This is a genomic window from Proteiniphilum sp. (assembly GCF_040307845.1).
GTDB lineage: Bacteria > Bacteroidota > Bacteroidia > Bacteroidales > Dysgonomonadaceae > Proteiniphilum.
Genome location: NZ_JAWRIS010000045.1, coordinates 37828 through 63918, shown reverse-complemented (window position 1 = coordinate 63918; position 26091 = coordinate 37828). Strand labels below are relative to the sequence as shown.

22 protein-coding genes are annotated in these 26091 nt (G+C 44.1%); 16 read left to right on the top strand and 6 right to left on the bottom strand.

Annotated features, from left to right (window positions below; genetic code table 11):
• On the bottom strand, positions 1–1093 hold a 1093-nt coding region (locus tag ABV001_RS11630), incomplete at its 3' end, for a DUF3078 domain-containing protein (protein WP_352422959.1).
• A 303-nt stretch (positions 1094–1396) separates the two neighbouring features.
• Between ABV001_RS11630 and ABV001_RS11625 the strand changes: the two genes are divergently transcribed.
• From ABV001_RS11625 to ABV001_RS11585, 9 genes are all read left to right on the top strand, one after another.
• On the top strand, positions 1397–1978 hold the full coding sequence (locus ABV001_RS11625) for a LemA family protein (protein WP_323425930.1): 582 nt from the start codon (positions 1397–1399) through the stop codon (positions 1976–1978).
• Positions 1979–2058: 80 nt separating this feature from the next.
• Complete coding sequence (locus tag ABV001_RS11620) at positions 2059–2481, top strand: TPM domain-containing protein (RefSeq protein WP_352422958.1); 423 nt, start codon at positions 2059–2061, stop codon at positions 2479–2481.
• A complete protein-coding gene (locus ABV001_RS11615; protein WP_352422957.1) occupies positions 2459–3262 on the top strand; it encodes a TPM domain-containing protein in 804 nt (267 codons plus the stop codon). Before ABV001_RS11620 ends, ABV001_RS11615 begins: the two co-directional genes overlap by 23 nt.
• Before the next feature lies 1 nt (position 3263).
• Positions 3264–4178: a tRNA (adenosine(37)-N6)-dimethylallyltransferase MiaA gene (miaA, locus tag ABV001_RS11610; protein ID WP_352422961.1), complete on the top strand. Its 915-nt coding sequence runs from the start codon at positions 3264–3266 to the stop codon at positions 4176–4178.
• Between the two features lie 170 nt (positions 4179–4348).
• Positions 4349–5506: a diaminopimelate decarboxylase gene (gene lysA / locus ABV001_RS11605; RefSeq protein ID WP_352422956.1), complete on the top strand. Its 1158-nt coding sequence runs from the start codon at positions 4349–4351 to the stop codon at positions 5504–5506.
• A gap of 3 nt (positions 5507–5509) precedes the next feature.
• Positions 5510–6670, top strand: a complete 1161-nt coding sequence (locus ABV001_RS11600; RefSeq protein ID WP_352422955.1) for a glycosyltransferase — start codon at positions 5510–5512, stop codon at positions 6668–6670.
• A gap of 315 nt (positions 6671–6985) precedes the next feature.
• Positions 6986–8518: a Do family serine endopeptidase gene (locus ABV001_RS11595; RefSeq protein WP_352422954.1), complete on the top strand. Its 1533-nt coding sequence runs from the start codon at positions 6986–6988 to the stop codon at positions 8516–8518.
• Positions 8519–8722: 204 nt separating this feature from the next.
• Complete coding sequence (locus tag ABV001_RS11590) at positions 8723–9583, top strand: sigma-70 family RNA polymerase sigma factor (RefSeq protein WP_019538504.1); 861 nt, start codon at positions 8723–8725, stop codon at positions 9581–9583.
• A 432-nt stretch (positions 9584–10015) separates the two neighbouring features.
• Positions 10016–11011 (top strand): OmpA family protein, encoded by a 996-nt coding sequence (locus ABV001_RS11585; RefSeq protein ID WP_352422953.1) that lies wholly within the window; start codon positions 10016–10018, stop codon positions 11009–11011.
• A 284-nt stretch (positions 11012–11295) separates the two neighbouring features.
• Here the strand turns inward: ABV001_RS11585 and ABV001_RS11580 are convergent, their stop codons facing one another.
• From ABV001_RS11580 to ABV001_RS11560, 5 genes are all read right to left on the bottom strand, one after another.
• Complete coding sequence (locus tag ABV001_RS11580; RefSeq protein WP_352422952.1) at positions 11296–13764, bottom strand: bifunctional UDP-N-acetylmuramoyl-tripeptide:D-alanyl-D-alanine ligase/alanine racemase; 2469 nt, start codon at positions 13762–13764, stop codon at positions 11296–11298.
• Positions 13765–13836: 72 nt separating this feature from the next.
• Positions 13837–14799, bottom strand: coding sequence for a GSCFA domain-containing protein (locus ABV001_RS11575; RefSeq protein WP_352422951.1), 963 nt, complete (start codon positions 14797–14799; stop codon positions 13837–13839).
• Positions 14800–15385: 586 nt separating this feature from the next.
• Positions 15386–16579 carry a class I SAM-dependent rRNA methyltransferase gene (locus tag ABV001_RS11570; RefSeq protein WP_352422950.1) on the bottom strand — a complete coding sequence of 398 codons (1194 nt, stop codon included), beginning with the start codon at positions 16577–16579 and terminating at the stop codon, positions 15386–15388.
• Positions 16580–16660: 81 nt separating this feature from the next.
• Entirely contained in the window at positions 16661–17200 is a 540-nt protein-coding gene (locus ABV001_RS11565; RefSeq protein WP_352422960.1) for a 3'-5' exonuclease, read from the bottom strand.
• 26 nt (positions 17201–17226) lie between these two features.
• Positions 17227–17793, bottom strand: coding sequence for a DUF5063 domain-containing protein (locus tag ABV001_RS11560; RefSeq protein WP_352422949.1), 567 nt, complete (start codon positions 17791–17793; stop codon positions 17227–17229).
• Between the two features lie 400 nt (positions 17794–18193).
• Here ABV001_RS11560 and rimP point away from each other — a divergent pair, with 400 nt between their 5' ends.
• The 7 genes from rimP to ABV001_RS11525 all read left to right on the top strand — a co-directional run bounded on the left by rimP (position 18194) and on the right by ABV001_RS11525 (position 26091).
• Complete coding sequence (gene rimP, locus ABV001_RS11555) at positions 18194–18661, top strand: ribosome assembly cofactor RimP (RefSeq protein WP_352422948.1); 468 nt, start codon at positions 18194–18196, stop codon at positions 18659–18661.
• Between the two features lie 3 nt (positions 18662–18664).
• Positions 18665–20038: a transcription termination factor NusA gene (nusA, locus tag ABV001_RS11550; protein ID WP_352422947.1), complete on the top strand. Its 1374-nt coding sequence runs from the start codon at positions 18665–18667 to the stop codon at positions 20036–20038.
• Positions 20039–20113: 75 nt separating this feature from the next.
• Entirely contained in the window at positions 20114–23206 is a 3093-nt protein-coding gene (gene infB, locus ABV001_RS11545) for a translation initiation factor IF-2 (protein WP_352422946.1), read from the top strand.
• Between the two features lie 214 nt (positions 23207–23420).
• The gene (locus ABV001_RS11540; protein ID WP_352422945.1) at positions 23421–23945 is read left to right on the top strand and encodes an OmpH/Skp family outer membrane protein; all 525 of its coding nucleotides are present in this window, start codon (positions 23421–23423) and stop codon (positions 23943–23945) included.
• An 18-nt stretch (positions 23946–23963) separates the two neighbouring features.
• Positions 23964–24824, top strand: coding sequence for a glutamate racemase (gene murI, locus ABV001_RS11535; RefSeq protein WP_352422944.1), 861 nt, complete (start codon positions 23964–23966; stop codon positions 24822–24824).
• Complete coding sequence (locus tag ABV001_RS11530; protein ID WP_352422943.1) at positions 24821–25405, top strand: CvpA family protein; 585 nt, start codon at positions 24821–24823, stop codon at positions 25403–25405. The genes murI and ABV001_RS11530 overlap by 4 nt, the downstream gene beginning before the upstream one ends.
• Complete coding sequence (locus ABV001_RS11525; RefSeq protein ID WP_352422942.1) at positions 25402–26091, top strand: phosphatidylserine decarboxylase family protein; 690 nt, start codon at positions 25402–25404, stop codon at positions 26089–26091. Before ABV001_RS11530 ends, ABV001_RS11525 begins: the two co-directional genes overlap by 4 nt.

The window sequence follows — 26091 nt, the reverse complement described above, 5'->3', positions numbered from 1 at the left end:
TCTGTGATTTTGCTTCCAAATTGGTGGAGTAAGACCAGCCTTTACCAAAAGCATCTATTCCAAAGTCGCCATAATAGCGAATAAGGTCATTACCGATACGGTGCTTGCGCAATGAATCGTCAGGAGAATTAAAGACGGATAGCCGCCACTCGAGGGTATTGTTAAACTTCACCCTTTTTTTCTGGTAATTAGCTTTCAGTATATGCAGGCTATTAAAGTTCAGATTATTTACGCCCCCCTTATGCCAGTTGTCAGAGAAGTAGTTTTGGCCAAACTGGAAAGAGTGCTCACCTGAACGCACCCAGTATTTTCGACCAAATTCAACAGCTTCAATCCCCGGGGCATCCAACGAATAAGTCGTTTCTGCCTTTATCAATTCGCGGAAAGGATTGAATGTCTCTCTCACAATCTGGTCATCAGATTCCAGACTCCGTATTGAGTCAAAACTGGCCACAGAATACCTGATCCTGTCGGGATATTTTAAATAATAATCGCGCCTTACGTTTCGCACAAAGTCGACATGATCCAACCGGGGAGCAAAGGTTTTTTCCACAGGAATAAGCACTCCTTTGTCATCATCCTTTTCCGAAGGGTATAATGACAATTCACGGGGGAGTATCTCTCCCGTAAAGATCATCGGAAGAAAAAGCGGATTATAAAAAAGCGTATCCCGGAACGAAAGTCCCGTCATTGATTCAAAACTGCTATAATTCACCGGCAGCTCTAACGTACCATTCGCTTTCCGGAAATAGGTGGAATCCAAAGGGTTCCGGAATAAAGGCGCTGAATCTGCCGGGATTAACGATACCGTTTCGCGTGGTACCGGCACAGAAACCGGAGGAATAATAATGGTATCAGAAAGCGTATCAGAAGATGATTGCGGAGGAATAACCACACTGTCGTCAATCTCTTTGACCTGCACTTTCCGACGTTCAATCTGCTTGCTGATATCGGTAATATCCCGAAACAGCTCCAGACTATCTATCATTGGTATAGAATCCGGCCTCTGGACAACCCTATCTTTAACTTCGGAAGCTACCGTCCCGAATGAATAAACCGTCACTATCAAAAAAAGGAGAATAATTCGTCTCATACGATTATTTTATTTTTTTACTTCAATTCACCTTTACATTCTTCCAATAGGCAAAGATATAAAAAAAAGTTTTATATATGAAGGAGAAGTTACTAAGGGAGAAAAACTTTTCGCTCCGTTTATCTGTTATTTATATCTGTTAAGATCTCTTGTGGCGAACGTCAATCACAAAAAAATTATTTACTTTTGACGGACGTAATAAGGATTTGATGATTTATTGATGTGATGAATAAATATTCATTTTTTACTTTTCTGGTAATTAGTAATTGGTAATTAGTAATTGGTAATTTATTATATAATTGTATGAGAAAAATTTCTTTCGTTTTATTGATCGTGATAGGAGCAATGGGGCTCACCGGATGCCAGGGATACAACCGGATGGTAGAAAAACAAGAAGCGGTAACGTCGCAGTGGGGAAACGTGCAGAACGCCTATCAGCGCCGTGCCGACCTCATCCCCAACCTGGTGAACACCGTGAAGGGATATGCCCAGCACGAACAGGAAACCTTTACGCAAGTGACCGAGGCGCGTGCCAAAGCCACGCAAACAACCATCAATCCTGAAAATCTTACTGCGGAAAGTCTACAGGAATACCAACAAGCCCAGGATCAATTGAGCCAGGCATTGGGAAGATTGTTACTGATACAGGAGAATTACCCTGAACTGAAAGCCAACCAGAATTTTCTTGCATTGCAGGATGAACTGGCAGGAACAGAAAACAGGATCTCGGTAGAACGGAACCGTTTCAACCTATTGGCGCAAGACTATAATGCCTATATCCGCAAATTTCCACAGGTGATTTATGCGAAATGGTTCAAATTTGATCCGAAAGCTTATTTCGAAGCGACTTCCGAAGCCCAGACCGCTCCTCAGGTGCAGTTCTGACAGGGAAAGTACCGTGTAAGGGAAAAGAAAAAACTTTGCAGGATAGGGTGGATTAAAAGAACCCTGAAACCATTTGGGATATGTTACACAAAGAGGAACTACAGAGAATAGTGGAATCGATTCAACTCGCGGAAAGCCGTACCTCGGGTGAAATACGCGTATGCGTGGCCCGGCAATGCAAAGGCGATCCTCTGGAAGCCGCACTCCAAAAGTTCCACCAACTCAAAATGGACACCACCCGGCTCCGTAATGGTGTGCTCATCTACGTCTCCCCGGCCGACCATAAAACAGCGATTATCGGAGACCAGGGCATCCACGATGCCGTGGATGGAGGATTCTGGAATGACGCCCTGGAGAAGATGCTTTCCTGTTTCAAAAAAGGAGAGATCGCGGAGGGGATCTGCAAAGGGGTAGGAAAGGTAGGAGAAATGATCAAATCCCGTTATCCTGTGGCAGAGAACGATATAAATGAATTAGACGATGAAATTATTCTGGAAGAGTAAATATCTTCTCCTATTCCTATTCTTTTCTTCTTTAGGGGTATCTGCTCAGGATATCCCGGAGCCGATGGTGCCCTACCGTCTGGTAAACGACTTCGCGGATATTTTCTCTACGGCAGAGGAACTGGCTTTGGAACAAAAACTGCGTGCCTACAACGACTCCACCTCCACCCAGATATATGTGGTTTCTGTAAGTGACCTGGGGGGTTATCCCGCCTCCGATTATGCTTTCCGACTTGGCGAGAAATGGGAAATCGGACAGAAGAGCAAGGATAACGGTGCTGTCATCCTTATCAAACCCAAAATCGGGAACAGCCGCGGACAGGCATTCATCGCCACCGGCTATGGACTGGAAGCGCGGATCAATGATGCCTATGCCGGTCGCATTGTACGCGATGAGATGATCCCTTACTTTATGGAGGAGGATTATTTCGGGGGAGTAAATGCCGCCATCGACACCATGATCGCGCGCCTTTCGGGAGAATTTGCCGCCGATGCCAATGAAGAAAAAGGAATTCCTGTTTTCGCAATTATTATTATACTGATTGTCTTTGTCCTACTGATCTCTTTCCTTTCCAAAGGAGGAGACCAGCATATCGGCGGTGGCGGTCACCGCACAAACTCACCCACCATCTTCTTCCCACCAATGACGGGTAGTCGCAGGAGCGGAGGATTTGGAAGCGGGAGCGGCTGGGGTGGCGGTTTTGGAGGCGGAGGCATGGGTGGTTTCGGCGGAGGCGGAGGCGGCAGATTCGGTGGCGGAGGCGCCGGTGGAAGCTGGTAACATGGACAAGAATACCTTAATCACCGTACTGGGACCCACTGCAAGTGGAAAGACCGCGTTTGCCGCACGACTGGCTTATGCAATCGACGGCGAAATCATAAGCGCCGACTCCCGCCAGATATACCGGCGGATGGATATCGGTACCGGCAAAGACCTTTCGGAGTACACGGTAAATGATCAATCTATCCCCTATCATCTTATCGACATCCGCGCACCGGGAGAAAAATATACCCTTTTTGACTATCAACACGATTTTCATAATGCCTACAACGATATCCTCAGCCGCAATAAAACGCCTATCCTTTGCGGTGGTACCGGGCTTTATATCGAATCGGTACTGAAAGGTTATCATCTCCCCGACGTGCCTGCCAACCCGGCGTTGAGGTCTGCGCTGGAAGAAAAATCTCTGGAGGAGTTGACCATCATCCTGCAAAATTACCGCCCGCTACACAATACCACCGATACTGATAATAAAAAAAGGGCAATCCGGGCCATCGAAATAGAAGAATACAAGTCGAAACAGGAGAGTGTAGCCACCTCATTTCCACCAGTGGAAAGTATCCTGTTGGGCCTTGATATCGGGAGGGAACTCCGGAGAAAAAAAATCACCGCACGCCTGCACGCACGCCTACAGGAAGGGATGATCGAAGAGATTCGAAACATTCTCAACTCCGGAGTTTCACCTGAAGACCTGATTTATTACGGCCTCGAATATAAATTCGTAACGCTCCATGTAACCGGTAAGTTAAGCTATGAAGAGATGTCCCGGCAATTAGAGATTGCCATCCATCAGTTCGCCAAACGACAAATGACCTGGTTCAGAGGGATGGAACGTCGGGGATTCGCCATCCACTGGATCGACACGACGCTGCCCATGGAACAAAAACTGCAACTGGCTCATTCTTTTATAGAGTAAAGAGCAAAGAGTAAAGAGTAAGGACTTTTATAGCATCCACAGAAAAAAATAAGATATGGATAGGCAAATCTGCGTAAAAATCGTAAATTTGTCCCTCAGATAGAGACATGCCTTGCAATTAAGATAGACGAGGTGCTTCAATAACAGGCCATTTTGAGCAATTAACACGTATGATTAAAGGAATATTCCCCGTTGAGAAATTCAGACAACTCGACACACCATTTTATTATTACGATACAGCGTTACTACGTGCTACACTCGGGACAATAAAAAAAGAGACTGAAAATAAGCCTTTTCATGTGCATTATGCCGTGAAGGCAAATGCCAATCCGCGTATCCTGAAAGAGATCGCCTCTTTTGGGTTCGGAGCCGACTGTGTGAGCGGTAATGAGATCCTGGCCGCATTGGAAAGTGGATTCACCCCGGATAAGATCGCCTTTGCCGGCGTGGGGAAAAGCGACCGTGAAATAGAGATCGGGCTCAATAACGATATTTTCTGTTTTAACGTGGAATCGATCCCCGAACTTGAAGTCCTCAATGCATTGGCTTCGGCAAAAGGGAAAACGGCAAGGGTAGCCTTTCGTATCAATCCGAATATCGATGCTCATACCCACAAATACATCACTACCGGATTGACAGAAAATAAGTTCGGCATCAACGAACAGGATCTGCCGCGGATATTAGAGATCATGAAAGTATCGGCAAACCTGCAGCTTATCGGCATCCATTTCCATATCGGTTCCCAGATCACCGATCTCAAATCGTTTGAAGACCTTTGTGTGAAAGCGAAAGAACTACAGGAATGGTTCAACATGCAGGGGATCAAATTGCCGATCATCAATGTAGGAGGAGGATTGGGAATAAACTATCAGCATCCAAATCACATTCCTATGGCCGACTTCGAATCTTATTTCCGCCTTTTCGAGAAAAATCTGCCATTGCAATCGGGCCAGGAGTTGCATTTCGAATTGGGACGCGCAGTAGTCGCCCCCTGTGGATCTCTCATCTCACGGGTGCTCTTCGTAAAAGAGGGTATTCAAAAGAAATTCCTTGTCATAGATGCAGGAATGAGCGATTTAATACGCCCCGCCCTCTACCAGGCTTTTCACCATATAGAGAATATCACCTCCTACAAGGAGACGGCGCTTTATGATGTGGTGGGGCCTATCTGTGAATCGAGTGATGTATTCGCCGAACAGATCTTACTCAACGAAAGTACCAGGGGAGACCTGATCGCCATCCGCTCCGCCGGCGCATACGGAGAGGCCATGGCATCCCGATACAACTGCCGCGATTTACCCCTGTCTTACTTTTCCGATCAATTGTAAACTATGACACTCACCCAATTCACACTGACAGAATGGATACTGGGAGGCACACTCTTACTTTGTTTCCTGATACAACTTTTCTTTTGGTTATGCTTCTATAAACGTCCTTATAGCTACCAAAAAAAGAAAAGGGAAATAGCTGTTCCCGATGAAGCGCTGCCTGCTATCTCGGTCATTGTTACCTCCAGGAACAGTGCTGAGGAGCTAGCACAAAACCTGCCGTTTATCATCGAACAGGATTACCCAGATTTTGAAGTAATTGTAGTAAACAGGGGATCGACCGATGATACCGACATGGTACTGAAAGCTGCTGAGCAGAAACACCCCCGGCTCTACCACACTTATGTACCGGCTGAAGCTGACGGTATCAATGAAAAGAAACTGGCGCTCACATTGGGTATCAAGGCTGCAAAAAATGATTATCTCCTGTTTACTGAAGCCTATTGCAGGCCCTGCTCCAAACAGTGGATCAAAGAATATGGAAAAGAATTCACACAGGATAAGGAGGTCGTCCTGGGTTTCAGCCGGTTAGAAATTCCCAAAAAGACAGCTTTACGGGGTTTCATATTATACGATAACCTCATCCATCATCTGAAATTCCTTTCTATGGCTATCCTACACAAACCATTCATGGGGATCGGACGTAATCTGGCTTATAAGAAGGAACTCTTTTTCCGGCACAAGGGCTATTCACCTATATTAAATCTGGAAGGTGGAGAAGACGACATTTATATCAACAGGATCGCTCCTAAAAAAAAGACAGGAGTAGTGCTTTCAAGAGAAAGCATTACCGAAACAGACAGTGTGAAAAATTTCTCTACATGGCGCACATTGAAATCGGGATATCTCTATTCAAAACAATATTACAAAGGATTTTCTTTTCGTATATTCGGGCTGGAAACATTCTCAAAATATCTTTTTTACCTGTCATTGATCGGTTCGATTGTGCTGGGAGTGCTAACCAACAACCATATACTGACAGTGCTTGCCTTATTCCTTTTTGTGGTGAGATATGCGGTGCAATGGAGAGCAATCACACTCAACAGCCGCCATTTCAATGCAGGAAGATACCATATCAATCTCCTCTTTTACGATATTTTCCAACCTCTTAATAATATCCGCTTCAGGAAATATGCTGCCAAACGGAACAGGGCGTGGAGGTAATTCCCAAAGCGGACCTGACAGAAATGACAGGCAGCAGTCATGAAGATATCCAAAGAGGTGTCTCCGTCATTCTGTCAGGCTAAAAATGGCTCTGAATGAAACGGATAGGGTTAAATCGGGTTAATCGCTCTTTGATTGCGTTAAAAGTGTTAAAAAGCAGGTCTGAAGCTAAAAAACCTGCATGTTATTTGTCATATATTTGCAACACATAAGATGTACTAAGAATGAGCTCAAACAAGTTTGGTTGCCTCTCGGTTTTCATCTTATTTGTTGTGTATATATAGAGATAATGACAAACATCAACACAAAAGAAGTATGAATACAGGAAATAGTAAAAACGTATTTGTTATCGTATTAGTCGCAATTGTAAGCTCCGTTGTCACTTTATTGGGTTACAACGTAATAACTAAAGATAACGGGAATAATACATTGTCAGGATTATCCGGCGACAGTATTTCTGAAGAAGTAAGGGCTTATGCCAATTCATTTGAACAGGACAAGAATGTAGTGCTTACAAACCTCACCACCTCGGAAGGTTATCCCGATTTTACGGAAGCAGCCGCCAAGTCGGTCGACGGTGTAGTGCACGTAAAAACAACTACGATAAGCCAGCAACAGTATATTAACCCGTTCGATTTTTTCTTCGGATTTGGTGACCGCACGCCTTCCCAACCACGAGAACAGGTAGGCTATGGCTCCGGAGTGATCATTTCCAAAGATGGATATATTATCACCAACAACCACGTAGTGGCGAATGCACGGGAAGTCTCCGTCACACTGAATGACAACAGGGAGTTCAAAGCCAAGGTGGTGGGTACGGATTCCCAGAGTGACGTGGCTCTCCTGAAAATTGATGGAGATGATTTTCCTTATCTCACTTTCGGTAATTCCGACGCTTTAAAGGTAGGAGAATGGGTGTTGGCCGTGGGTAATCCGTTCAACCTGACATCTACGGTTACTGCCGGCATCGTGAGTGCCAAAAACAGGGGAAATGTAATGGGAGGTGAATTAGGTATCCAGTCCTTCATTCAGATAGATGCAGCTGTCAACCCGGGAAATAGTGGCGGGGCATTGGTCAATACGCGGGGTGAACTGGTCGGGATCAATACGTTAATCTATTCCCGTACAGGTGATTTTGCCGGTTATGCTTTTGCTGTACCAATTTCTATCGCAGGAAAAATTGCCGCCGACCTGAAAGAGTACGGAACAGTACAACGCGCCCTTCTGGGAATTCAGGCGCCTAATATAGAAAATATCCGACGTCAGGATCCGGATAAAGCGCGCGAACTCTCCCTGATCAAGGGTGTAGTGGTAGAAGATTTCAGTGACCGAAGTGCCGCCAAGGCTGCCGGTGTACAAAAGGGAGACGTCATCACCGCCATCAACAATGTACCTATCCGCAATTTTGCCGAATTACAAAGCCAACTGAACAGGTACCGTCCGGGAGACAAAGTCAGCGTCACGGTTGACCGCAACGGCAATAGCCGCTCATTCAACGTTGAACTGACGAACGATGCAGGAAGTACCGAAATCACGCACCCCACCAATGCTTTGAGTGCTTTGGGCGCCACATTCAAAGAAATATCCGATGAAAGGAAAAAATCTTTCGGTATTTCGAGCGGAATTGAAGTGGAAAGTATAAAAAATAACGGGCTTTTCAGGAAAGAGGGTATCAACAAAGGATTCATCATCATGAGAATCAATAATACACCCGTCAACAGCGAAAGTGATGTAGCTAACATTGTAACAGCCACCAACAATAGTCAGGATAAAGTACTCCTTGTAGCGGGTTTTTATCCAAACGGTAGAACGCAGTATATCGCTATCGATTTGACAAACAACCGATGAATAACCCTTAAGGAAAGTTAATTACAACTTTTTCAGTAACAAAAAAGTAGTTATTCGTGTTTTATAACAAAGGAATAAGGTGCATCACCAGATTCCTTTGTTATAGTTTTGTCAAAGGGGAATTTTATTAAGTATCAGAAATATTTTGTACTTTTGCACCCCCAAATAATGCATTAAAGATAATTAAGTAAGGATTAAGTATAAATGAGACAATTAAAGATTACAAAATCAATCACAAACCGGGAAAGTGCTTCTTTGGACAAGTACCTCCAGGAGATCGGGCGTGAAGACCTGATCACCGTAGAGGAAGAGGTCGAGTTGGCGCAAGCCATTAAAAGAGGTGATCGCCAGGCGTTGGAAAAACTCACCAGGGCCAATCTCCGATTTGTGGTATCGGTAGCCAAGCAGTACCAAAACCAGGGATTGAGTTTGCCTGACCTGATCAATGAGGGCAATCTCGGACTGATAAAGGCTGCCGAGAAGTTCGATGAAACCAGGGGCTTTAAATTTATCAGCTATGCCGTTTGGTGGATTCGTCAATCAATCCTGCAGGCTCTGGCCGAGCAGTCCAGAATTGTCAGATTACCACTGAATCAGGTAGGATCACTGAACAAAATAAGCAAGGCATTTCAAAAATTTGAACAAGAGAATGAACGGAGGCCTTCCGCGGAAGAACTGGCCCAGGAACTGGACCTGTCGGTAGAAAAAGTGACGGATTCACTAAAAGTATCCGGCCGCCATATCTCTATGGACGCTCCTTTTGTAGAAGGGGAAGACAACAGCCTTTTGGACGTGTTGGTGAACGATGATGCACCTGTTGCTGACCGTACACTGATTAACGAATCGCTCCAGAAAGAAATCGACAGGGCGCTTTCTACACTAACCGAAAGAGAAAGCGATATAATTAAAATGTTTTTCGGCATTGGATGTCAGGAAATGACCCTTGAAGAGATCGGCGATAAATTCCAGTTGACACGTGAACGTGTACGACAAATCAAAGAGAAAGCCATACGGAGACTAAGACAGGATTCCAGGAGTAAGTTATTGAAAACTTACCTCGGCTAACGTCGATTTTTTGTTAGAAAAAAAGGAAGAAAATGTCCTAAAATACCCTTATCATCATGTTTTTTGGTGATTTTTTACACAAAATAGAGTATATGTGAAATTTAAGTTTTATATTTGTGATCCGAAGTGAGAATAAACTCGATTCGGTGAACATTATTTTAATGGAGATGTTATACATGAAAGCAATGAAAATTGCGCTCAGTGTATAATACACATATCGGCGGACGAAAAAATAATATCGAGTTATTGTAATAAAATGTTTAATTAGAATTTAAATTTATGAAAAAGTTTGGTTTACTTTTATTTTCTGCTCTTGTTGCTTTTAGCATAAGTGCACAAGAAGTACAAAACGTTTCTCATGGTACAGTGTATCTGAAGAACAAAGCAAGTGATAATTGGTATATTGGTCTCGGCGGTGGAACCAACCTTTATATGACTAAAGGCGAAAATGACGCCGATGGAAGCTTCGGCGACCGTCTTGGATGGATGGGACAAATCGAGGTAGGACGCTGGAATTCTCCTAACTGGGGTTTCCGCGCAGTGATCGACGGTGGTAGCATCAAACACATCGCAGACGTGAAGTATAAGGACGACCATACATGGTTAGGCGGTCACATCGATTTGATGTATGATGTTACCAATGCATGGGGCAGCTACAATCCTGACAGGGTTTACAGCTTGATTCCTTATCTTGGTATCGGTTATATGTACGGACTGGACGATTGGGATAAGCCCAATTCCGGTGCTGTGTTCAAAGGTCAAAACCAGTCATTGACTTACAATGTAGGTTTGATCAACAACTTCAAACTGTCTAATAGCGTTGCCCTCTTCCTTGAACTGGGATGGAGAGTACTGCAGGATAGCTTTGACGGTACTAGCGGTGGCGACTATGAATATGACAGTATGTTCACCGGTACTGCAGGTATCAAATTCGGTCTTGGTGGAAAACAAAGTTTCACTCCTGCCGAACTGATGGATTACAACCTGATCAACGACCTGAACAGCCAGATCAACAGACTGCGTGCTGAAAACGAAGAACTGAGACTCAGACCGGAATCTTGCCCGGAATGTCCTGAAGTTCAACCGACCGTTGTTTCTGAAGGTGTATATGTACCTAACGTAGTATTCTTCCGCATCAACTCTGCGAAGATCGACAGAGGTCAGCAAGTAAGCGTTTACAACACTGCTGAATATCTGAAAGCTAACCCGAATGCGAAAGTAAACATCGTAGCTTATGCCGACAAACAAACCGGTACACCGGAATACAACTTCGCACTTTCTGAAAAACGTGCAAGAGCGGTAGCCGATGCGTTGACCAACGACCACGGAATCAGCAGCGATCGTATTTCTATCGACTGGAAGGGTGATACCGAACAGCCTTATGCAGAAAACGACTGGAACCGTGTTGCTATCTTCTTCGTTGAGTAAGATGTAAGATACAGCAAAGAGTAAAAAAAATCCCGGCCACAGTGGTCGGGATTTTTTTTGTTGTACGAAGCACTTTTTCAGCGATAATGAGAAGTTGAGAAGTTAAGAAGTTGAGAAGTGATCTTGATTGAAGATTGAAGAAGATTGATTCTGAAATCACGAATCTCCGGCCTAAAAACCTAAATCCTCTATCTAAAATCTAAAATTCTCAAAGTCTGGATTCTTGGTTTTTGGTTCTTGATTCTAAAAATCTTCATTTTTCATTGTCAATTAATAAGACATCTTCACTCCTTAATATAAACACGTTTTACCCGTTGAGAAATGGAGGTCAGTATTTCATAAGGGATCGTACCGATACTATCCGCCAACTCTATCACGGACAGGTTCTCTCCAAACAAGATAACCGTATCACCTTCCCTGGCCTCAATATCGGTTACATCCACCATGCAAAGATCCATGCAGACATTTCCTACGATAGGAGCATATTGTCCGTTGATAAGCACTTTTCCTTTCCGGTTCCCGAATTGCCGGTCCAATCCATCCGCATAACCAAATCGAATGGTAGCGATACGGGCATCACGGTCGAGTTTTTCCTTTCTTCCGTATCCAATCGTTTCGTTGCTTAATACATTTTTTATTTGCAGGATAGTTGTCTTTAATGTACAGACATTCTTAAGTCCGGGCAGACCACTTGCACTAATCCCATACAAGCCAATTCCCAGACGGGCCATATCCCACTTGGTATCCTGAAACCGCTCCATACCGGCAGAATTGAGTATATGTTTATAGACAGGATAATTAAATGCCTTTCCAATTTCGTCTGCACCCTTCCTGAATATTTCCATCTGGCGATGGGTAAAATCGTCAAAATGCCAACTCTCACTTGCCGATAGGTGAGAGAATACAGAACGCACTTTCAATCCTTTTTGCTTCTTCAGCATCGTTATCATCTCCGGTATCTGTTCGGGAAGAAAACCCAATCGATGCATACCGGTATCAATCTTCAGATGGATCGGGTAATCAGTAATTCCTCTTCGCTCCGACTCCTTAATAAAAGCTTCCAGAATACGAAAATTATACACCTCCGGTTCCAGGTCTGCCGTGAAAAGTTCTTCAAAACCGTTCACTTCAGGGTTCAATACGATCAGAGGCAACGAAATTCCCTCTTTCCTGAGCTGAATTCCTTCTTCGGCGACAGCCACTGCCAGATAATCACAACGATGGTATTGAAGTGTCTTGGCAATCTCCACGGCACCGGCACCATACCCGTTGGCTTTCACCATGCAAACCAGTTTTACATTGGATTGCAAACGGGATTTATAAAAATTGAAATTATGTACTACGGCATCAAGGTCAACCTCCAGCATTGTCTCGTGTATACGTTCCTCAATGAGTGCGCCAATCTGTTCAAAATGAAACCTCCGGGCTCCCTTCAGGAGAATCAACTCATGATCGAATTGTTTCCATTCACCCGAAGAGATGAACTGATCTGTGGTTTGATAAAATGATTTCTCCGGCATGGAGAATAAATCCTGATAAACCGGAATATCCCGTCCTATTCCGATAATCCTTTCCACCCCACTCTGCTCAACCATCTCCGCTACCTTTTTATAGAGTAACTTGGGTGGTATCCCCGCCTGAAGAATATCAGAAAGGATTAATGTCTTCTTCAAATGACGGTCCACCTTGCGCTGTTGTTGAAAATCAAGTGCAATTTTAATGGAATTGATATCAGAATTATAGGTATCGTTGATAATAATGCAACTCTCTTTTCCTTTCCTCACATCTAATCGCATAGCCACCGGTTCAAGCATAGCCATCCTCAAGGAAATATTCGCCGGTAAAATATGCAGATAAAGTGCCACAGCAAGACAACTGATGGCATTTTCGATAGAGGCTTCATCGGTAAAAGGGATTGTGAAAGAGTCATTAAAATCCAACAATGAATAGTCAATTACCGTTTTCTCTCCCTCTCTTTTTACAGCAGAGATATACAAATGAGCATCCCTGTTCTTTCTGGACCAGGTAAAAGTCTTTTGGGAAAGCACCATTTGATCGACACATTCGGAAACCAAATGGTTATCTTCATCAAAAATAAATACATCACAATTGACAAAAAGCGCCAGTTTTTCCATGATCTTCTGCTGCAAGGAGGCAAAATTCTCCTGATGTGCTTCTCCTATTTTTGTCAATACTCCGATAGTCGGGCGGATAATAGGTTCCAGTTTTTCCATCTCATCCGGCATTGATATACCCGCCTCAAAAATACCCAGTTCGGTTTCACCATCCAATTGCCAGACCGAAAGGGGTACGCCAACCTGGGAGTTATAACTTCTGGGAGAACGGACAATATTATAATTTCCCTCAAGTAGCTGGTAGAGCCATTCCTTTACAATGGTTTTTCCATTACTTCCCGTAATCCCGATGACAGGTATATCGAATTGTTTTCTATGATAAGCCGCCATTTTTTGCAATGCCGATAAGCTGTTTTTCACCTTCAGGAAATTGGCATCATCAAAATTTCCCCATTCTGGTAAAACCTTAGATACGACAAAATTGCGTACACCCTTTTCATAAAGTTCACCTATAAAAAGATGGGCATCATTATTCTTTGTTTCCAGTGCGAAAAAAAGTGTCTCCGCCGGCAATGTCAGTTTACGGCTGTCGGTCAGCAAGATTGTTATCTTATCCGCTTTCCGCTTGCTTAACGGAAGGCCCAATATAGCCTCTATCTCTTGAATAGTATATTGCATCTGGTTGATTTGTTGATTTACTGATTTGTTGATTAGAAACCTATCCACTTAGGCACTTAGGCACTTAGGCACTTAACCATCCACCTCTACAGATATCTCAGGATATTTTCGTCTAAAAACTTCCAATTTCCGCCGTGTATTCTTCACAAACGCATCATGAGCCTCCGTCCCCGGATAAAGCGGGCGATGCTCCATTGTTTTCCTGATCTGCTCCCATTCTCTCATAATCTTACTTGTCTCTGCGGAAAAGAATGTATTGCCGAAAAGATGCCAGATATAATCTATCGCGAATGGGGAAGGATGCATCATATCATCCTCATAAAACCTGTAATCGCGTAACTCATCCATCATCACCTCATAGGCAGGAAAATAACGTACGTTCTCAGGAAAAAGTTGCAGTAAATTGTCTATTGCCAGATGGAGCACCGACTTGCTGACCTGGTTCTCATGGGCACCTTCTTTCCAGTGACGGACAGGACTGACCGTAAATAATAATTGAACATCGGAATGAATCTCCCTGAGCGATGTGATCAGCTTACCCCATTCCTCTGTAATCTCCTCAACCGATAAGCGAAAACGATGAAACAACCGGGCAGGCAATTTATGACAGTTTCCCGCAATTTCTCCGCTCTCTTTCCATTGATACACGTAGGCTGAACCGAAAGTAATCAGAAAAAGATCCGTCTGCCTGATCCGGGAAGCAGCACTTTCGAAACGAGCAGAAATATTCTGCAGACAGATCGCCCTGTCTGGATCCGAAAAATGTCCATGATGCATCAAACTATGATATATTCCATTGTGACATATAAGATCAGCTTCCGAGAAGGGGATTGCAGACAGCAACCTTTGCATGGCTGCAGAAACTGAAAAGGGGTTATAAAGAATACCAAAAGGATTCACATCCACCTGAAATTTGGATTGCAGAAGTTTCCTGCCTATATTTTCTGAAAAACAGGAACCAAACAGCATCATCCGGGTAGAATGATCAATCCGTATATCCGATACGGGAATATCTATGATTGTCCTAAAATCCATATATAATCATTTTCATTACAAAAATAACAATAATGGCGCCATTTCGCTCATTCAACAAGTTTATATTTTGTGAAAGCCCGAAATTGATTGGATGATATGATGATTTGCCAATGTGATAATGTGACTAACCCCGATGAATCGGAACAGGTAGTGCCAATGTAAATAATGGAAATAATGGGTCAATAAGATTAATGAGATTGAGAATTGAGGAACAAAATGTCCTGGCTTTAAAAGTCTTGGTTCTTGATTCTAAAAGTCTTGGTTCTAATTCCACATAGGGGGGGGGTATAAAAAAGGAAAGGTTGTCTCACGACAACCAATCTTCATTGTTAACCTTAAATCTAATACCATGAAAAACACGTTGCAAATGTAAGCGTTTTTCTGTTATAAAACATACTTTTGGTGGATAAAAATCATATTTTTCATATTATTTAACCAAGAAAAGGAAAAATACATCCATTAGTCACATATCTAAACAAATCCACCACCACTGCATCACCTTTCATCCAGCCTCCACGTCTCCACGTCCCTCTTCCCACCTAACCACTTAGGCACCCAACCACTTTTCCTCCTTTTCCACCTTTTCTCACTCCACCTGAAGTACCAATCCTTTCAGGTACTCCCCTTCAGGATGATATATATTGACAGGATGATCAGCCGGCTGGGTAAGTTGATGCAAAATACGCACTTTTTTACCCGATATAGCGGCTGCACTGAAAACAGCCAGTCGAAACTGCTCTGCTGAGATCACCTGCGAACAAGAGAATGTAAACAAAAAACCGCCCGTGGCAATTTTCTCGAGCGCCTGAAGATTCAACTTCTTATAGCCCTGCAAAGCGTTATTGACAGCACCCCGATGTTTTGCAAAAGCCGGTGGATCTAAAATAATAAGATCCTTTTCTCCTTCAGGGAGTTGTTTCAGAAATTTAAAGGCATCTTCAGGGTAAGAACTGTGCCGGGGATCTTCACCAAAATTGAGTGCCACATTCTGGTCGGCTACCGAAACCGCTTTAGAAGAGCTGTCTACCGATACAACCGAAGCAGCGCCTCCTCTAAGTGCGTATACTGAAAAACCACCGGTATAACAAAACATATTCAGTACGTGGTGGTCTCTCGCATAATACTCCAACAAGGCACGATTTTCCCGCTGATCGACGAAAAAACCGGTCTTTTGCCCCTTCAACCAATCGATACGGAAACGTAAACCGTTCTCCACAGCTATTTCATCCACATCCTCCCCTCCGGACAGATAGCTGTTTTCAGGAAAGATGCCGGCTTTATAGGGAAGTGTTCCCTCCGATTTATAAAAAATATGTTTTACTACATCAACAGGAAGGATATGCTTTAATGCATTGGTTATAAGTTCCAGATCCCGGTGAATTCCCACAGAATGAGCTTGTATTACCGCTGTATTTCCGTATATATCGACAATTAAACCCGGCAGATAGTCCCCCTCGCCATGCACCAGCCTGAAGATCGTATTATCGGGTCTGACAAGATTCAGTGTTACACGCATTTTGTAGGCATTTGTCAGGCTCCTTTCATAAAAAGCAGCATCTATAGGCTCATCCACAAAGGACATGATACGCACCGCAATGCTGCCGACCTGGAAATGACCTACTCCTAAAAAAGTACCATCGGCCGACAGTACCCGCACGGTCTCTCCTTCCATCAAATCTTCGGGCTTACGGCCAATAGCACCGGAAAAGACCCATGGATGAAAACGTTGTAGCGACGCCTCCTTTCCGGGGCGCAACCGTATCTCTTTATAAGATCTCATACGATTTTTTATTTTGACTCATGGTCATTATATTTTCTTCATCTTTTCACCTTTCCACCCAGGCACCTAATCCCCAGGCACCTAACTACTTTTCCCGGTTAAATAGTTATAAATGCGAAGGCAGGCCCAGGCATCGATTGCCGCATAAGACTGCTGGGCAGGCGTCAGCATTTCCGCTTCCCAGTTAGAAACCCGTTGGTTCTTGGATATCTTCCTGCCAAAAAGAACAGCATAGATTTTTTGGAGGCTCTTATCCTCTATACCAAATTGATCCACGAAATCTTGTAAGTCGATGAAATTCTCCAGCTTCCGGACGGAACGTTTTCTGATAGCAGCAAAATCGTCACGCAGCGAAAGACCTATCTTCTTGATCCCGGGATCACACATGATCGCTTCAAGCTCCCTGGGATAACCGATCTTATTCAAACGAAAAAGAAAACATTCCTTTTCCGTCGAGAGTTGGATAAGGGCTACTTTATGCACCTGTCCCCGTTTAAAGGCAGGTTTGGTTTCCGTATCGAAACCGAGCGCATTGCGTGAAGAAAGATAATCGCATGCCTCCCCTACTTCCTTAACATGGTCAATAACCACTATGTCACCTTCAAAGGTCTCTAAAGGCATCTCTGCCACCTGTTCTTTTGAAATCGTTAATCCCACAATTCATCCTCCGATAAGTCTGCTCCATCGTTTTCAGGGGAGAGACATTTCAATGCATGCAACGGACGCAGCACGTTCACCAATTTTTGACCCCAGTAGAGACCAAAATTCTCTCTACACTGATATAGTGCATTGTTCATCTGTTCAGTAAGACCAAACTGATACACCGACACAAAATCCCTGATATCCTGATAAATATCTGCAACATTTTCCGAAATACGGGTAGATACGGGCGTCTCACTATACTTCATATCTTCGACAAACACATCGAGATAAACATCCTCCTCTCCCATCACTTCCAACACCCTGTTCGCTACACGATAGTAATCCTCCTCACGCACAAAGGTGGCAGGGAACTCTTCTTCTGTAGAGACGCTTTCAGGCAACAAAAGTGCTTTCACATACAAAAGGGGAAGCATTTTCAACAATCTGTCTATCCATTCCTCACGCGAAAGAGGTTCATCCTTTTCCAAAAAAACACAAACCTCCACAGCAATCGTTACGAAATCGATTACACTTTTATCGTATATAATCTTATCTATATCCGCTTTCTCCATACTTTCATTCCATTCAATGGCATACACTATCTCAATCGTTCAGGGCATCCATTATTTTCGGAAGGCAAATTTACACATTATTTTTGTAGAATATAGGATGCGGTTCGGCAATCTTCGTATGCAAGCATCCAAGATTGCCCTCACCTTTCACTATATTTCGATAATATTCATATACGGTGATACCAAACAGGAGCCTGGAAAACACAAAAAAAGTGGCAAAGATTTTGTGAATCCGTTTGAAAATAATATCTTTGTACTCGTAAAGGAGGAGGGAAGCAGGACACACCGCTTCCTTTTTTATTCATTAGACTCAAGAGCCAAGGATCAAGACACAAGACATTGAATCATAGTCTTGTCTATCGGCCTGTACCTCTAAAGGGTTTCTTTGGGATAAATAAATATGATCGACAAAAAACTGATTATCGATTTCACAGAACAATATCTGAAAGATTCGCCAAACTATTTGACGGACGTTTCAGTCAGTGCGGATAATACAATCACCGTTGAAATAGATAATGATCATGGGGTAGATATTGACGATTGTGTTGGGTTGAGCCGTTATCTGGAGTCGAAACTCGACCGGGACATCGAAGATTTCGAATTGACCGTTACTTCAGCCGGACTCTCTTCGCCTTTCAAAATATTGCGTCAATACAAAAAATACGAAGGCAAGGAAGTGGAAGTGCTTTGCAAGAATGGCCAGAAAATTACAGGAACATTGAAATCATCTGATGACAATGGTTTTACCGTCTCGGTCACAAAAAAAGTAAAGCCCGACGGAGCCAAACGTAAGATTGAAGTGGACGAAGATATCCGCTTCGCATTTGATGAAATAAAACATACAAAATATCTTATACGATTTAAATAATATATGGGTAAGAAAAAAGAAACCATCAGTCTCATCGATACATTTTCTGAATTCAACGAGCTGAAGAATATCGATAAAGCCACACTCATCAGCGTGCTTGAAGAATCGTTCCGCAATGTCATTTCCAAAAACAACGGGACGGATGAAAACTATGATATCATTATCAACCCCGACAAAGGTGACCTGGAAATATGGCGCAACAGGGTGGTTGTGGAAGATGATGAACTGGAGGACCCCAATTTAGAAATTACCCTCTCCGAAGCAAAAAAGATCGATGAGGATTTTGAGGTTGGAGAAGAGGTCACGGACGAGGTATCGCTCGATCATTTTGGTCGTCGTACCATACTGAACCTCCGACAAACATTGGCTTCCAAGATACTGGAACTGGAAAAAGACAACCTCTACAACAAGTATAAGGAAAAAGTAGGCGAGATTGTCTCCGGGGAAGTCTATCAGGTATGGAAAAAGGAATTGTTGCTGCTGGACGATGAGCATAACGAATTAATCCTGCCCAAGACAGAACAGATTCCCAGCGATTTTTTCCGGAAAGGTGAACATGCCCGCGCCGTAGTTGCAAGGGTTGAAAACAAGAATAACAATCCCAGGATTATCCTTTCACGCACATCTCCCGTATTTCTTGAGAGGCTGTTTGAACAGGAGATTCCTGAAATTGCAGACGGGCTGATCACCATCAAAGGTATTGCCCGGATTCCGGGTGAACGTGCCAAAGTGGCTGTAGAAGCTTATGACGACCGTATCGATCCGGTAGGAGCCTGTGTGGGGATGAAAGGATTCCGTATTCATGGCATAGTACGTGAGTTGCGAAATGAGAACATCGACGTCATCAATTACACCAACAATACTACTTTATATATTCAGCGGGCATTGAGTCCTGCAAGGATCAACTCCATCACCGTGAGGGAAGAAGAGCGTCGTGCCGAAGTATTCCTCAATCCTGAGGAAGTCTCACTTGCCATTGGAAAGGGAGGAGCCAATATCAAACTGGCTTCTATGCTCACCGGTTATAACATCGAAGTATTCCGTGACATAGATGAGGTAGACGAAGAAGATATCTACCTCGATGAATTCCGCGATGAAATAGATGGATGGGTAATCGACCAATTGAAGAAGATAGGCTGCTCTACCGCCAAGAACGTACTCGCGATGGGACGTGAAAGGATTATCAGGGAAGCAGACCTGGAGGAAAGCACGGTAGATGAAGTATTGGACATCTTACGCTACGAGTTTGAAGAAGATGATGACACCGATATGGATGGGAATATGGATGAAAATGTAGACGCAGATATGGATGAGAATGTAGACGCTGACACAAATACTGACATAGAAATGGATTCTCAGGAAGAGAATAACCAATGACATCAATCCGGTCCTGGTCAAATAGTACACGTGCTGTTCACAACATTAAAAGAGAGTAAAGGTTAGGAGAGATATATGCCTGTAAGACTAATAAAAGTATCAAAAAATTTAAATGTGGGAATCAACACCCTTGTTGAATTTCTGCATAAGAAAGGTATTGAAATAGAAGCAAATCCCAACGCAAAGATTGAGGATGAACAGTATGATATGCTGATTGCCGAATTCGGTAAAGATAAAAATATACGGAACGAAGCGACTATCACCCGCGAAAAACTGCATCGACGCGACGAAAAACGGGAGACTGTTGCCATAGAAGGGTATGAACTTCCGGAACAACAACTTCCCAAGAAAAAAACAGAAAAGGAAGCCATCGAGACAGAGATACCGGACGAATTGAAACCTCATTTCAATGTCGTAGGTAGTATTGATCTTGACAATCTTCATAAGAAGAAAAGCGAGCCGAAGAGCCCGGAACCGGAGAAAGAAGATAAGGAAGAGATCATTACCCCGGATTTCCAGGAAATGGAATCACAGCCTGAACCAGAAATAGAAGAACCGACTCCTGTTGAACCGTCTCCTGTAGAAAACGTCCCAGTGGAGCCACTGCCCGTTGAAGAGGTGATTCCTCCCCAGGCAGAAAAAGAATCCGAAGAAGAAACGGACACAGGAGTAACGGAGAAAGCAGAGGAACAAGTTGACGAAAAAGAGGAAGAGATCATACATCAGCCAGAACCGGAGGAAACGAAGCCTGAAGAAGTAAAAATGACAGAACAGGAAACGATTGTAACGAAACCTGAACCCGAAACCGTACCGGAAGTCGTTGCAGTGGAGTCTGACAAAGATGAGCCAGACGTGGAAGAAAAAACCGGTGAAGCTAAACCCGACTCGGTATTCCGGTTACATAATAATAAACTGGAATCCAATATTGTGGTAAAAGGATCTATTGACTTGGATTCTATCAATGATCGTACCCGACCACCCAGAAAATCAAGGGCACAGCGGAAGAAAGAACGCCTCGAACGTGAACAAAAAGCGCTTGATAACAAAAAGCTGAAAGAAGAAAAAGTAAAACAACTGAAGAAGGAGGCTATTGACGAAAAGAGAAAACAGCCGGACATTTCAGAGGCAGATAACGACAGCGGAAAGAAAAAGAGAAAACGGATACGTTCCGCACAGGTGAACATCGACAAACCGGCTACCTATAGCCAGGGAGCAAAGAGCAATAATAAAAAATTGTCACTTAGGAAACCGCTCAAGGCCGAAGTCAGTGAAGAAGATGTACAAAAACAGATAAAAGAGACACTGGCACGCCTCACAGAAAAGAGAGGGAAAAAAGCCGGGGCGAAGTATCGTCGTGAAAAACGGGAAGCCAGTGCCCAGAGACAACAGGAGGAACTCAAACAGCAGGAAAGGGCAAGCCACGTATTGCAGTTGACGGAATTTGTTACGGCAAACGACCTGGCCAATATGATGAATGTCCCTGTGACCAACGTAATCTCCACCTGTATGAGCTTGGGGGTAATGGTGGCTATCAATCAGCGTCTCGACGCCGAGACCATCAATATTGTTGCCGAGGAGTATGGCTTCAAAACCCAGTATGTGAGTGCCGATGTAATCGAAGCAATTGCTGATCAGGAGGATGCACCCGAAGACCTGATACCGCGCCCCCCCATTGTTACGGTGATGGGACACGTAGACCACGGGAAAACTTCATTGCTCGACAGGATCCGCAGCACCAATGTGATTGCCGGTGAAGCCGGTGGTATTACCCAACATATCGGTGCCTATAACGTACAATTGTCAGACGGACGTAAGATCACCTTCCTCGATACACCGGGACACGAAGCCTTTACCGCCATGCGCGCACGTGGGGCAAAGGTGACCGACGTGGCGATCATTATTGTGGCGGCAGACGACAATGTGATGCCCCAGACGGTAGAAGCCATTAACCACGCGGGTGCGGCTGGCGTACCTATCGTATTCGCCATCAACAAGATTGACAAACCGGGAGCAAATCCGGAAAAAATAAAAGAGAGACTGGCCGAGATGAATTATCTTGTAGAAGACTGGGGAGGAAAATACCAATCGCAGGATATATCGGCAAAAAGCGGTATCGGTGTCCTTGAATTGCTCGAAAAAGTATTGCTCGAGGCTGATTTGTTGGAACTGAAAGCCAACCCCGACCGGAGAGCCACCGGATCCATCATTGAATCCTCTCTCGATAAAGGAAGAGGGTATATGGCCACCGTTCTGGTAGAGAATGGCACACTCAGGCAGGGTGATATCGTACTGGCAGGCTCCTATTTCGGTCGCGTGAAGGCGATGTTCAATGAGCGCAATCAGCGTATAGAAGAAGCCGGCCCCTCAGAACCGGCCCTGATCCTCGGTCTGAACGGAGCACCCCAAGCCGGTGACACGTTCAATGTGATGGAGACCGAACAGGAAGCACGGTCGATTGCCAACCGCCGTGAACAGTTACAGCGCGAACAGTCATTGCGCACGCAGAAAATGCTTACTCTCGACGATATCGGACGCCGCATCGCTATCGGCAGCTTCCAGCAACTCAATATCATCGTGAAAGGGGATGTGGACGGATCGGTAGAAGCACTCTCCGACTCATTAATACGTCTCTCCACGGAAGAAATCCAAGTGAATGTGATTCACAAGGCCGCAGGGCAAATCTCGGAATCGGATGTCAGCCTGGCTGCTGTTTCCGACGCGATCATCATCGGATTCCAGGTACGTCCCTCACTTGGCGCACGCAAAGAAGCAGAGAAAGAGGGGGTAGATATCCGTCTTTACTCTATTATCTACGATGCTATAGAGGAAGTGAAAGCGGCTATGGAAGGTATGTTATCTCCCGATATCAAGGAAGAAATTACCGGTAACGTAGAAGTGCTCGAAGTATTTAAAATATCGAAAGTGGGAACCGTAGCCGGATGTATGGTCCGTGACGGTAAAATAAAACGTTCAAGCCGTATCCGTCTTATCCGCGACGGGATTGTGATCTTCACCGGCGAATTAGAATCGTTGAAACGATTCAAAGAGGATGTGAAGGAAGTTACTTCAGGTTATGAGTGCGGTGTCACCATACGTAATTTCAATGATATCAAAGTGGGCGATGTCGTCGAAGCTTACGAAGAGACTGAAGTAAAAAAGAAATTATAAAAAATCCCCATTCATGGATTCCCCGTCAAACGAAGGGAATTCCGGGGCTTATTTATGGTAACCAGTTGACATTGTAATTTTAATTCCTACCCTGAGAGCGGCCGCATCTGCTCTTTACAGACGGGTGCGGCCACAACACACAGGAGAGGGATAAAAAATTACAATTGCAACGCTGGTTTATTCATTGATTATTCACTTTATAAAATAGTTGACAATGACAAAAAAAGTTTTTTTCACACTTACCCTGCTTATTTCATTGGTTGGTGGAACTGCTTTTTCACAGGTGCTGCCACAAGTGTCCGTTGCCTATGTAAATACGACCGAACTGCTGGAACAGATGCCTGAAAAGGCAAAGGCCACACAGCAACTGCTTACATTAAGTGAGAACTACGAACAAGAGTTAGGATTGATGCAGAACGAATACAACAAAAAATATTCGGATTATATCACTTACCAAGCCTCTCTCTCTGAAAATATCAAGTTGCGCAGGATGCAGGAACTTACCGAACTGGAAAGCAGAATAAACCAATTCATGGAATTGGCCCAGAAGGATATCGAAAATAAGGAAAAAGAATTACTGGAACCCCTGAAACAAAAAATAAAGAACGCCATCCATGCTGTCGGTACTGAACAAAGATATACTGTGATCTACGATTTGGCCAATCCGGGAATCGCTTTTGTATCTACTGATGCTATAAATGCCAATCCTTACGTAAAATCAAAATTGGGTATCCGTTAAGCGAAATCCTCAACAAACGTGGAGGAACAGAATAACAATAAAAGTCGGGAAGTGACACCCATCGGGGTCTTCGACTCCGGATACGGTGGACTGACGGTACTCTCTGAGATAAGGACACTGATGCCGGAATACGACTATATCTATCTGGGTGATAATGCCCGGACACCCTATGGAAGCCGTTCATTTGAACGGGTGTACCAGTTCACACTCGAAGCGGTAAAATGGTTTTTCAGACAGGGGTGCCATCTGGTAATCCTGGCATGTAATACAGCCTCCGCAAAAGCTTTGCGAACCATCCAACAGGTCGATCTACCAGGGATAGATCCCCGGAAAAGGGTCCTGGGAGTGATACGCCCCACCGCAGAATCGGTGGCAACTCTTTCTGAAAGCGGACATATAGGTATTATGGGTACAGAGGGAACCATCCGGTCAGGATCGTACAATCTGGAAATCAGAAAATTATACCCCGACATAACCGTAACCGGAGAAGCATGCCCCATGTGGGTTCCTCTTGTAGAAAACAGAGAGTATGACAAGCCAGGAGCCGATTATTTTGTACAACAACATCTGGAAAGGCTCTTTGAAAAAGATCCTCTCATCGATACGATTATCCTGGGATGTACACATTATCCACTACTGATGGGTAAGATAACCCAATACCTCCCGGAAAACGTAAAAGTAATCTCCCAGGGAAAATATGTAGCCGAAAGTCTCAAAGTGTATCTTCAAAGACATCCTGAGATGGACAAAAACTGTACAAAGAACGGAGGTATATACTATTTTACAACCGATTCACCGGAAAAATTCGGAGAACAGGCATCCATTTTTTTGAACAAACAAATAAAAGCTTTACAAACCAATCTCGAATACAAATTATGAACTGGTTTGATCTGACCGTAGGCATATTGCTGCTTATTGCCTTTATCAACGGATACCGTAAAGGGTTGATTATGCAGCTTGTGGGGCTGGCAACCATCATATTGGCAGCTGTCTTCGGAGGAAGACTGGCCCAAATTATCCTGCCCGAAATAAACAGGTTGATAAGCCTTTCGCCCGAAGTCGCGAGAGTATTGTCTTTCATTCTCGCATTCGTAGCCATTGCTATTGTGCTATCACTGGTAGGACGGTTACTTCAACAATTTATCGATGTAGTATTTCTTGGTTTTGTCAACCGTCTGCTGGGTGCGGTGATTGCAGCCGGCACCATGATGGTCTTCCTGAGCATCCTCCTCAATCTGGTATTGATGCTTGACAATAACGACCGGGTGATCAACAGAAAAATAAAAGAAGAATCATTTTTCTTCAAACGGGTGGAAGCGGTAGTTCCAGCCATCGTCCCCTATCTGCAACCTCAGTTATGGGAGGAAATCATACCTGAAAAATACCGCGAAGAAATGGAAAAGAAGGGGGAACCCATCGATTCAACATACCAACAGCAGCATTTCAATGTGATGATATGATGATGAAGCTATTACGTATACATAAAGAGGGGAAATCGGCTGTGATCAAGGTCGGCATTGGGCTGATAGTGATCAACGCTATATTTCTGGTCTTGCTATCCTCCTATCCTATTTTCATCGCAATGATGTTAATATTGTCAATCATTCTGTATGGCATGACGCTCAATTTCTACCGGCACCCCAATCGCGCCTACAAAGGTGATCTGCACGGTCTGGTAAACAGCCCTACCGACGGCAGGGTAGTGGCCATTGAAAAAGTATTCGAAAAAGAGTTTTTTCATGACGAACGCATTCAGGTCTCCATCTTCATGTCGTTTTTTAATGCCCATTCCAACTGGATCCCGGTCACCGGTAAGATCATCCATCTCTCCCACGTGGATGGAAATTTTCATGCGGCATATCTGCCTAAATCGAGCCACGAGAACGAGCATACCAATATCCTGATCGAAACACCCGATCATGGAACAATACTTACCAAACAAATCGCCGGGGCAGTAGCAAGGAGAGTGGTCACTTATGTGAAAGAAGGAGACGAAGTGCATATAGGAGCTCCGCTCGGCTTTATTAAACTGGGTTCCAGAATGGATGTCTTTCTGCCGCCGGACAGTGAGATATTGGTCGAATTGGGAGAAGAGGTACATGCCAATGTCACATTTTTGGCAAGACTTGCCAAACAATCAAAATAA